The following is a 10,475-nucleotide window of genomic DNA, read 5'->3' as shown; positions in this document are numbered from 1 at the left end:
CCGATCGCAGCGCCAGAGTCGTCGTCGCCACCCACGGCAGGCAGCCATAGCCGAGCAGCAGACTCCAGTGTCCCTGCAGGAGCCGTTCGCCGACGTAGGGGTTCCAGATCGCCAGCGTGATCGCCGCAAACTCGCCGCCCGCACCGGATTCCGGCAACACATGCGCGGCCAGTCGCGCCGCACCCCAGCCCGCCAGCCACAGCGCAAGGACGAGTAGAGCCTTGACCACGATGCCGCCGTCGATACAGCGCGAGGCGAGCGCGACCGCGAAATCCTGTGGTGTGGCCCGTGGCGCCGAAATCAGCCCGAGGGCGCTGTCGGAAAAATAGGAGCGCGGCGTTGACACCGCGTCGCGCAGTAGCAGATAGCCCGGACTCAATAGCGGTCCCACCACCAGCAGCGCCAACACCAGCGCATAGCCGGGACGAGACCACCGCACAGCCCAGTGGGGTAGCGCCCGCACGCGTCGGACCAGCTAGGGCAGGTCGGGTGGACCCGACGTCGAAGGACCCCCCGAACTCGACGGGCCCTGACCTTGCTCTCGCTTGACGTCCTTGGGCTGGGTGGGAATCTTCTCGGTCTCGGCCTCGGCGCCGGGTACTCGCGCGGGCGGTGGCTCGCCACGGCCGAAGAAGCCCCCCTGGTCGGCTGCATCCGGGTCGGGTTCGGCCAGCGCGTTCTCGGTCCGCAAGCTGAACGAGCCGAGCAGCAGCCCGCCGATCAGCGCGATCACGCCGGCCGCGGTGAAGGTGATGGGCAGGACGCGGGACCACAGCGCCAACCGGTCGCGCTCGTTGCGCGCGGCATTGACTTGTGACTCGACGGACCCTTCGTTGGACGTGATCGTGTAGTCGACCAGTGTCACTTCCGGCTTCAGCGCGTCGCGGGCGTAGTAGTGATTGGCGCGCTCTTTTTCTTTGACGATCGTTCCTGATTCCGGGTCCACCCAAAAGGTCCGCTGCGCCGCGTAATAGCGGGTCATGGTGATCTTCTCTTCGGTATCGCCGGGCAGGCCCCACATCGCCGCGGTGTTGGTGACCTTGCTGTCCGCGTCGTCGGCGTACAGCGACGGGTACCTGATCGGCTCGACCAGCTTGCCGTCGGCGTCGTAGCCGACATCCTGGGTGAATTTGTAAGCGGTCAGGCCGTTGACGTCTTCTTCACCGGTGTAGTTGGCCTCGAAGGCCTTCTGCGCGATCGGATCGAAGTACGGGTACGACCGTTTCTCGGTGTGGAATGGGAATCGATAGGACAACCCGTCGTGCGGCAACGCGATGTTGGTCGCCGGGCTTTCATCCTTGAACCCGCGCGGCTTCTGCACCGCGCCGCCGGGATGAGTGTCGTCGGATACCGCCGACGCGGTTTTCCGGTTGAGGGTGACGGTGTCGACCAGAGCGAGAAGCAGGCCGGAATCCTTCTGCTTGTCGCTGCGCCGAACCGAGCTGCCCACCTGGAACGTGACGACATCGGCGTTGGCGGGGGATTCAACGTCGATCTGCTGCTGCGAGACCAGCGGAACGTTCTTGTCGACGACGAGCTTCGGGCTGTACAGCGAGGCGGGGTCTACTGCTGTCCCACTGCCTTCACCGATCAATGTCGCGTCCAGGTCGAGCGGGATCTTGGTGATCCTACTGCCGGTGTAGGTCGACAACAGCAGTGCGGCGATCAATAACGCGGCTCCGAGTCCCATGATCCCGCACGCGGCCATCCGCAACATGACTGCTCGGTTCACGTTGCCGTGACCTCCTTCTGGTCTCGTTCGGTTCAGGCCACCAAACCTGTTCCGTCCCGAACCCCCGCGACCTGGGGTTCTACTCGCTTACGGTGCTGCAGCGAAGCAAAACTCGTTCGACCCTAACAGCATTATTTAAGGTCACCGTTTATCTCCCCACGGTGGGCAAATCGGGTGTACCCAGTTAACCGGGCACACTGTCGTCATGACGACTACTAGCCAGGTGGGCGGCACTCGGAGCTTCCTGCCCGCCGTCGAAGGCATGCGAGCCTGCGCGGCTATCGGCGTCGTCATCACCCACGTCGCGTTCGACACCGGGCACTCCAGCGGAATCGACGGCCGGCTGTTCGGCCGCTTCGACCTGGCGGTGGCGGTGTTCTTCGCATTGTCGGGGTTCTTGTTGTGGCGCAGCCACGCCGCGGCGGCGCGTGGCTTGGCGCCGCGCCCTGCCACCGGCCGCTACTTGCGATCGCGCGTGGTCCGCATCATGCCGGCCTACGTTGTCGCGGTCGTGGTGATTCTGGCCCTGCTGCCGGATGGCAATCACCCGAATGTGACGGTGTGGCTGGCGAATCTGTCACTCACCCAGGTGTATGTCCCGCTGACGCTGACCGCCGGCCTGACCCAAATGTGGAGCCTGTCGGTCGAGGTCAGTTTCTATCTGGCGTTGCCGATCCTGGCGATGCTGGCCGCGCGACTGCCGGTCCGCGCCCGGGTGCCGGCGATCGCCGCTGTCGCTGTCGCGAGCTTGTTGTGGGGCTGGATCCCGTTCGACGCCCCTGCCGGTCTGAACCCGCTGACCTGGCCGCCGGCCTTCTTCTCCTGGTTCGCCGCGGGCATGCTGCTGGCCGAATGGATTCACACCCCGGTCGGCTGGCCGCATCGGGTGGCACGGCATCGCTGGCTGGTGGCCGCCGGCGTGGTGGTGGCCTACCTGGTCGCGGCCTCGCCGCTGGCCGGACCGGCGGGGTTGGTGCCGAGCACCGCCGCGCAATTCACCGTTAAGACCGCGATGGGCGCCCTGGTGGCGGCGGGTCTGGTGGCGCCGTTGGTTCTCGACCGGCCCGACGACAGTCATCGACTCCTCGGCAGCGCCCCGATGGTGACGCTCGGTCGCTGGTCCTACGGAATCTTCATCTGGCATCTTGCCGCGCTGACGATGGTCTTCCCGGTGATCGGTCAGTTCGCTTTCCACGGACACATGCCCGAGGTGTTGGCGCTGACCCTGGTCTTCACCGTCGCGATTTCCGCGGTGAGCTATGCGCTGGTCGAATCACCCTGCCGAGAAGCGTTGCGGCGCTGGGAATCCCGCAGCAAGCAGTCAGCCGCACCCGGACCCGTCAGCCCGCGTCAAGAAGATGCAATCGCGCCATGATGTCGTTGCGGACCGCGGACCGGCGTGCCTTGCCGGCGTCATCCCGCAGTGGGGTGTCCACGAACTCGACGGTCTCCGGCACCTTGTAGCCGGCGATGCGGTCGCGCAGAAACGTCTGCAGGGTCTGCGCATCCAGTGCCGACCCGGCCTGAACAAGGGCGTACGGCACCTGCCCGAGATCCTCGTGGGGCACACCGACAACCAAGCAGGACAATACATCCGGGTGTTCGGAGAGCGCCGCTTCGATCTCGGCCGGGTACACATTGCGCCCGCCGACGGTGAACATGTCGACTCGGCGGTCGGAGATGTAAAGAAACCCGTCGTCGTCAAAGTAGCCAAGGTCGCCGAGTGAATCCCAGCCGTCGCGGGACTTCGCGGTGGCGCCGACGTAACGATAGGTAGGCGCGCTGCCCGGGCTGGGCCGCATGTAGATCTCGCCCACTTCGCCGGGCGGACAAGGGTTGCCGTCGTCGTCGAGCACCTTCATCTCGCCGGCAACGACGATGCCGACCGAGCCCCGATGATCCAGCCACTGGTCACCGGAGATGAACGTCAACGCCTGTAATTCGGTGCCGCCGTAGAGTTCCCAGACCTTCTCCGGTCCGAGAAGGTCGATCCAGGCTTGTTTGATGGCAGGCGGGCACGGTGCGCCCAAGTGCCAGAAGCGACGAAGCGACGACAGGTCGTAGGCGTCGGGGTTGTCGTGGTAGACCGGCAGCGCCCGCTGCATGATGGTCGGCACCGTCGTCAGGAACGTGACGTGAAAGTCGCTGATCAGCCGGAGGAATTTCTCCGGCTCGAACCGGCTCATCAGCACTAGGTGGTGGCGCATCAGCAGAGCAACGGTCGCGGTGGTGAAGCCGGTGTTGTGCGACAGCGGCACCGGTACCAACGTGGTGTCGCCCTCCTGGGCGCCCAACGGGTAACCGATGGCGGCGGGGATCCGGCTGTCGCCGCCGGATTCGATGAGCTTGGGCCGGCCGGTGCTGCCCCCTGACCCCATCGCCTTCCAGACCGGCGAAACCGCTTCCGGCAAGCCATCATCAGAAAATGCCGGATCAGGAGTGAAACCGGCTGGCACGCTTGATATTTCATCATGCTCACGGCCGACCAGCAATGTCGGCGGCCGCAGTTCCAGCAGGCCGGCCAGCTCGGCGTCGGGCAGCCGCGCGGAGAGCGGCTGCGGCACCGCGCCCAGCTTCCAGCACGCGACCACGGCCTGAATCCATTCGATCCCGTTGGGCAGCACCATGGTCACGTAGTCGCCGACGCCGACACCGCGGTCGGCATAGGCGCGGGCCAGGCGGTTGGTCGAGCGGTCGAGTTCGCCGCGAGTCAGTGTGCGCCCGTCACACGTGACAGCCGGCTCTTCCGGGGCGAGTGCGGCCAGCGCGGAAATCTGGACGCCGATCGGCGGAACCAGGTCGGCTCCGGTCACTGGTAGGAGCCCTGCCGCTCGAAGATGCGGCGCGGGTTGTCGACGAGCATGGTGTGCAGTTGCTCGTCGGTGACACCGCGTTGTTTGAGCGCCGGAATCACGTCGTTGTGGATATGCAGGTAGTGCCAGTTCGGCGCCATCTGTGGCACCAGCTCTTCGGGCAACGCATCGAAGTAGCAGTTGGCGTCGTGAGACAACACCATCTTGTCGGCGTGGCCGCGCTCGCACATCGTCGCCACGATGCCCACCCGCTCCTCGAACGGCAGTATCACGTCGATCCCGAACCGGTCCATTCCCAGGTAAGAGCCGGCGGCGATGAGCTCCTCGAGGTAGCCGACATCGGTGGAATCACCGGAATGGCCGATGATCACCCGACTCAGGTCGACGCCCTCTTCCTCGAAGATCTTCTGCTGCTCGAGCCCGCGCCGCAGCCCGGCGTGGGTATGCGTGGAGATCGGCACCCCGGTCCGCTTGTGCGCCTGGGCCACCGCGCGCAGCACGCGTTCGACACCCGGTGTGACACCGGGTTCGTCGGTGGCGCACTTGAGGATTCCGGCCTTGACGCCGGTGTCGGCGATACCCTCCTCGATGTCGCGGACGAACATGTCGGACATGATCTCCGGGCCATCCAGCATCCCGCCCGGGCCCTCGTAGTGGAACCGGAAGGGGACGTCGTTGTAGGTGTACAGACCGGTCGCGACGACGATGTTCAGGTCGGTGGCCGCGGCGACGCGGGCGATGCGGGGGATGTAGCGGCCCAGCCCGATCACGGTGAGGTCGACGATGGTGTCGACGCCGCGCGACTTCAGCTCGTTGAGCCGATCGATCGCGTCGGCCACGCGTTTGTCCTCGTCGCCCCACGCCTCTGGGTAGTTCAGCGCGATCTCCGTGGTCATGATGAACACGTGCTCGTGCATGAGCGTGACGCCGGTATCGGAGGTATCGATCGGTCCGCGTGCGGTATTCAGTTGCGACACGCACCCGATGCTAAGCCCATTGCGTGTCGCCGTCGACGGGTTCGTCGTCGATAAAGGCTCCTCGAGCGCGGAGCTCGAAAACATCACGCAACGACGGCTGCAGTGCTGGACTGGTATCGAGGCCCGACGAAGGGTGCCCGGCGCGCACGCGACGCTCGCGGCCCAACACAACTGAGCAAAGATCGCGACCCGAAGTGATCCGCTCGAAAACCAGGCCGCTGACGGAATCGCCTTCGACGATCGGGAAGGGATGCCAATGAAACGTAACGAAACCCCCGGCAGTGAAAGCACGCAGGCGATGCGCGCGGCCGAGTTGGGCTGCGCCGCATTGGTGGATGCGATGGCGCGGATTCACACGCACCGTGCGCACATCCTGGCGTTGGCCAGTCCGGACCCGACGCGGCCACTTTTCGGCCCGGCGGTCACCATCGCGTATCTGCCTTACCGCGATGACCTTCCCGAGAACCAACGGGGCTTTGCCGACCTGTTCTACCAGGCAATCGGGCAGGACCCGAACGAGCGGGTACTTGTGTTGTCCAACGGAGGTTATCCTGACGCCTCTCACGGTGGAGGCACCAAACTGTCGCGGGTGATGAACAATCGGCTGGCTGGTGTGCTAACCGACGGGCGGCTGCGAGACTTCGACGAGTTGCGTCGCTATGACTTCGCGACCTGGTGCCGTGGCGAGGCCACGCGATGGGGCGGCGAGACCGTAATGCCATACGCGGCCAATATCGCGGTCGAGGTCGGAGGCGTACTGATTACGCCCGGCGACTACATATACGCAGACATGGCCGGCGCGGTCGTAATCCCAGCCGGCAGCCTGGACCGCGTTCTAGATGAAGCGTCCAAAATCGACGCCGAAGATCGCGAATCACTGCAACAAATTCGCGACGAATGGTCGGCAGGCAACGAACGACATCGTCCGACGGTGGCCGAAAGGTGAACCCCCGGATATAAGCGGGCGCGGCCAACCCGTCGAGGACAATCCCCCTGTTTCGGACCACGAATTGCGTGGCTAGGCGGTCTCCTGTACCTGCGCAGCGTGTCTCGTGCCCGGGTCTTGGCAGGCATGGTTGATCCCGGGCAGCACCTGGTGTGCGACGTCGGTGCCAGAGCGGATGGTCACGGCCGCGACAATTCCGCCGGTGGCGGATAGGGCCGCCGCGATGAGCATCGCAACTGTAAAGCTGCGGCCGAGGGGTTGTCCGGCGCCGGCGCGCATACCGGCCGCGACCGGCAGCACCGCGATGGCGAGCAGGCCGGCGAGTCGCGCGATGGCGTTGTTGACGCCCGAAGCGGTTCCCGCGTGGTTGTCGGACACGGCGGCAAGGACGGCCGCGGTCAGCGGAGCTACAGTGATCGCCAGCCCGACGCCGAAGACAACGACGGCCGGCAGCACCGCGTCGAGATACGACGCCCCGGGCCTGATGCGAACCATCAACGCCAAACCTGCGGCGCCGATCAGCGGGCCGGCAGTCATGGGTAGCCGTGGGCCCGTGCGCCCCGCGAGGGCACCCGCCCACGGGGCGCCAATCATCGTGATGACTGTAAGGGGCAGCGTTGCGAGGCCGGCGGCCAACGCCGAGTAGCGCAGGCTTTGCTGCAGCTGCAGGGCCAGCAGAAAGAATGCACCGCCGACCGCGGCGTACACGGCGAGGGTGGTGAGGTTCGCGCCGGTGAATTGGCGGGAGCGAAACAGCTCCAGGGGTAGGAGCGGTGCGGTCGCATGTGCCTCGATCACCGGAAAGATCATCAGCGTTGTGGCGCCGACGGCGGCGGCGGTCACGATGGCTGGTGTCCAGCCGTGCAACGGTGCTTCGATCAGTGCGTAGATCGCCCCCCCAAGGCCGAGTGCGATCGATGCGACGCCCAAGATGTCCGAACGCCCCTGGGCTGTGCTGTCACGGGATTCAGGAATGTGGCGGGCGGCGATCCACATCGCCCCCGCGGCCAGCGGAATGTTCAAGAAGAACACCCAGCGCCACGATGCGGCATCGACCAGCCAACCGCCGATGAACGGGCCGAGCGCCGTGGTCACTCCCGACATGCCTGCCCAAATTCCCACCGCACGGCCCCGGTCATTGTCGGTAATCCCTGCGGCGATCAGTGCGAGGCTGCCGGGCACCAATGCCGCCGCACCGACGCCCTGCACCAACCGTGCCCCGATGAGCCAGCCCGCGGTCGGTGAAAGACCGCATGCGAGAGAGGCTGCGGTGAAAACCACCAGGCCGCCGATAAAGACACGGCGCCTGCCATAGCGGTCGCCTGCCGCGCCTCCCCAGAGCAGCAATGCACTCAGCGACAGCAGATAGCTGTCGAGCACCCACTGCTGACCAGACAACCCGGTACCAAGCTCCCATCCGATGGTGGGAAGCGCGACGTTGACTACGGTGCCGTCGAGCATCGCGATCCCGGAGCCGAGAACCGCGGCCGCGATCAGCCACCGCGCGCCGGGTGCTGCCAACGGCACTGGGTGCGGGTCAGCCATCGGCGGCAAACGTTTTGGGCTGCTTCATGACTGACCTACCTTCCCAAATCGCGTCCGTCATGCCCGTATTTGGTACGCCTTCCAACGATCGGGGTCGTCTTCGAGGGAGGTGCGGTCCCAGTCGGCGTGAATCGCCGCCGCTTCGTAGGTGTCCTGCAAGAAGCCAAGAAGTACCCGATCGGGGTCGGCGGCCTGTCGTACGACCTCATACGGCAACAGGTACTCACCGAAGTCGTTGTTGTAATGGGCTTCCGCGGGGCTGACTTGGTGGCCAGCGAAGCCGTCGGGTTCTGGGTAGGCGTATGCGTAAAAGGCGCCTTCGTCACCGCCGCCGGGAAAGAATCCGCAGCTGCTCAGCTCGCGCGAGTATCCCTCGACCATCACCCAGTCGCCGACGTTCGGGGCGCCGCCGGGGTGGCGGGGTGCGCCACGGCCGGAAAACCTGGTGCATGCGATATCCATTGCACCCCAGAAGAAATGAACAGGGCTTACTTTGCCGATGAAGCGGGACCGGAACTGGCCGAGTACGCGGTTCGCCTGGAGCAGCTGACGCCAGAACAGGTTCGCCGCGTCAGGGTCGTATGACGCGTGCTCGACATCATCGGCGAATCGTGGGGCCGGGTCTACCTCGTTTGGGTGCGACTGGATGCGCGTGTGAAATCCCAACTCGTCGAGTGCACCCATCGTTTGCGAGTAGAACTCGGCCACCGATTTCGGTTCCAACCGCACGGTACGGGTTGCGCCAGTGCTGCTCCGGATCAGCAGCACGTGGTCTACGAAATCGAATTCAATGTCGAAAGCCTCTGTCCCATAAGGAATCGTCGAAGTCGTCAACCCCCGCGGAGTCACGTACGAGGTCACCTGCCACCAGTGATTGACCATCGGAGAATGCGCGAGCCGAACCTTGCCGACGATCTGGGCCCACATGTGCAGTGTGTCGCGGGTTGGAGCCCAGTCGTCTACCCGCAAGCTAGGCCACGCGTCGGAGTTTTGGTGCGGTGTCGTCACGGTCGCTCCTCATTTCGGTGGTTACCGGTGTTCGGGGTTGGCGAAATCCGGTCGGCATCCGGCTTCCCACATGCTGCGCTGGTTGCCGTAAGCGGGGATACCCCCGGCCGCGGTCAGCATCCGCGCCAGGTGCATCAGGTTGTACGCCATAAACGTGGTATTGCGATTAGTGAAATCATTTTCGGGTCCACCCGACCCGGGGTCGAGATATGACGGGCCCGGCCCGGCCTCGCCGATCCAGCCCGCGTCAGCCTGGGGTGGGATGGTGTACCCGAGATGCTGCAGGCTGTAGAGGACGTCCATGGCGCAGTGCTTGATTCCATCCTCGTTTCCGGTCATCAGGCATCCACCGACCCGGCCGTAGTAGGCATACTGACCGCTGTCGTTGAGAACGCTCGAACATGCGTAGAGGCGTTCAATCACCCGCTTCATCACTGAGCTGTTGTCGCCCAACCATATTGGGCCGCACAGCACCAGGATGTGTGCATCGAGCACCCGAGCGAACAGTTGCGGCCATTCATCGGTGGCCCAACCGTGCTCAGTCATGTCCGGCCACACGCCGGTGGCGATGTCGTGGTCGACGGCGCGCAACTCGTCGACCACGACCCCATGACTGCGCATGATCTGCGAACTGAGATGTATCAGTCCTTCGGTGTGGCTGATCTCGGGGGACCGCTTCAGGGTTGTGTTGATAAACAGCGCTCGCAACCCGTCAAATCGCGGCACCGAAGGGTCGGCGGCGTCGGGGACGGTCGGCACGGTGGTAATCCTTCTACCTGGTCGGTTGGAAGCCCAGATCCTGATCGGGTGGCTGCTGTCGCCTGGTCCCAGTTAACCGCTCTGAAGGTGGTTGTGACGAGCAATCTGCAAACCGCGCCGATCGACAAGGCCGCCGACGTCGGCGGGGGTGCCGGCGACCCAGGGTCAGAATGCCGCTTCGTCGAGGTCCATCAGCGCAGTCGAGGTGCGGGCCAAGATCCCACGCGTCGCCGTGATCTCCGGCAGCACATTGCCCGCGAAGAACTGCGCCGTCGCGATCTTGCCTTCGTAAAAGGACTTGTCCTTGCCATCAACACCGGAATCCAGTGCCCGCACGGCGATTTCGGCATGCTTGAGCAGTTGCCAACCGATCAGCAGGTCGCCAACGGCAAGCAGGTATCGCACCGAGCCCAGCCCGATCTTGTACAGGTCGCCCGGAGATTCGCTCGAGCCCATCAGGTAACCGGTCAAGGTGGCCGTCATCGCCTGCACGTCCTCGAGGGCGGTGCGCAGGTAAGCACGTTCCACCTTCAGCCGTTGGTCGGCCTCGTCGCTGTCGATGAAGGAGTGGATCTGTCCGGCGACATGCGCCAGCGCCACACCTTTGTCACGCGCGATCTTGCGGAAGAAGAAATCCTGCGCCTGGATCGCGGTGGTGCCCTCGTAGAGCGAGTCGATCTTCGCGTCGCGGATGT

At 64.9% G+C, this 10,475-nt stretch carries 9 protein-coding genes and 1 pseudogene; 2 read left to right on the top strand and 8 right to left on the bottom strand.

What is annotated here, in order from left to right:
• Positions 1-439 (bottom strand): annotated as a pseudogene (locus WAO18_RS25410) (hypothetical protein); the annotation flags it as partial.
• Positions 440-475: 36 nt separating this feature from the next.
• Positions 476-1,732 (bottom strand): DUF3068 domain-containing protein, encoded by a 1,257-nt coding sequence (locus WAO18_RS25405; protein ID WP_422208985.1) that lies wholly within the window; start codon positions 1,730-1,732, stop codon positions 476-478.
• Positions 1,733-1,937: 205 nt separating this feature from the next.
• On the opposite strand from WAO18_RS25405, the gene WAO18_RS25400 reads away from it, so the two are divergent.
• On the top strand, positions 1,938-3,107 hold the full coding sequence (locus tag WAO18_RS25400) for an acyltransferase family protein (RefSeq protein ID WP_422208984.1): 1,170 nt from the start codon (positions 1,938-1,940) through the stop codon (positions 3,105-3,107).
• On the opposite strand, the gene WAO18_RS25395 is transcribed toward WAO18_RS25400, so the two are convergent.
• Positions 3,073-4,545, bottom strand: a complete 1,473-nt coding sequence (locus WAO18_RS25395) for an AMP-binding protein (protein WP_422208983.1) — start codon at positions 4,543-4,545, stop codon at positions 3,073-3,075. The genes WAO18_RS25400 and WAO18_RS25395 overlap by 35 nt on opposite strands.
• Entirely contained in the window at positions 4,542-5,522 is a 981-nt protein-coding gene (locus tag WAO18_RS25390) for a phosphotriesterase-related protein (protein ID WP_422208982.1), read from the bottom strand. The genes WAO18_RS25395 and WAO18_RS25390 overlap by 4 nt, the downstream gene beginning before the upstream one ends.
• A gap of 256 nt (positions 5,523-5,778) precedes the next feature.
• On the opposite strand from WAO18_RS25390, the gene WAO18_RS25385 reads away from it, so the two are divergent.
• On the top strand, positions 5,779-6,468 hold the full coding sequence (locus WAO18_RS25385) for an RraA family protein (RefSeq protein WP_422208981.1): 690 nt from the start codon (positions 5,779-5,781) through the stop codon (positions 6,466-6,468).
• Between the two features lie 72 nt (positions 6,469-6,540).
• Here the strand turns inward: WAO18_RS25385 and WAO18_RS25380 are convergent, their stop codons facing one another.
• From WAO18_RS25380 to WAO18_RS25365, 4 genes are all read right to left on the bottom strand, one after another.
• A complete protein-coding gene (locus WAO18_RS25380; RefSeq protein WP_422208980.1) occupies positions 6,541-8,013 on the bottom strand; it encodes an MFS transporter in 1,473 nt (490 codons plus the stop codon).
• Between the two features lie 57 nt (positions 8,014-8,070).
• Positions 8,071-9,021 carry a DUF5996 family protein gene (locus WAO18_RS25375; protein WP_422208979.1) on the bottom strand — a complete coding sequence of 317 codons (951 nt, stop codon included), beginning with the start codon at positions 9,019-9,021 and terminating at the stop codon, positions 8,071-8,073.
• 21 nt (positions 9,022-9,042) lie between these two features.
• Positions 9,043-9,780: a flavodoxin family protein gene (locus WAO18_RS25370; RefSeq protein WP_422208978.1), complete on the bottom strand. Its 738-nt coding sequence runs from the start codon at positions 9,778-9,780 to the stop codon at positions 9,043-9,045.
• 165 nt (positions 9,781-9,945) lie between these two features.
• Positions 9,946-10,475 (bottom strand): acyl-CoA dehydrogenase (locus WAO18_RS25365; RefSeq protein ID WP_422208977.1); only part of this gene is annotated, 530 nt, incomplete at its 5' end.

Source organism: Mycobacterium sp., assembly GCF_049278535.1.
In the GTDB taxonomy this organism is placed as follows: Bacteria; Actinomycetota; Actinomycetes; order Mycobacteriales; family Mycobacteriaceae; genus Mycobacterium.
This window is presented reverse-complemented; position numbering and strand designations above follow the sequence as displayed.

Coding starts and splice junctions, on each gene's coding strand:
- WAO18_RS25380 (WP_422208980.1), bottom strand. CDS start 8,013: ATGGCTGACCCGCACCCAGTGCCGTTGGCAGCACCCGGCGCGCGGTGG.
- WAO18_RS25385 (WP_422208981.1), top strand. CDS start 5,779: ATGAAACGTAACGAAACCCCCGGCAGTGAAAGCACGCAGGCGATGCGC.
- WAO18_RS25400 (WP_422208984.1), top strand. CDS start 1,938: ATGACGACTACTAGCCAGGTGGGCGGCACTCGGAGCTTCCTGCCCGCC.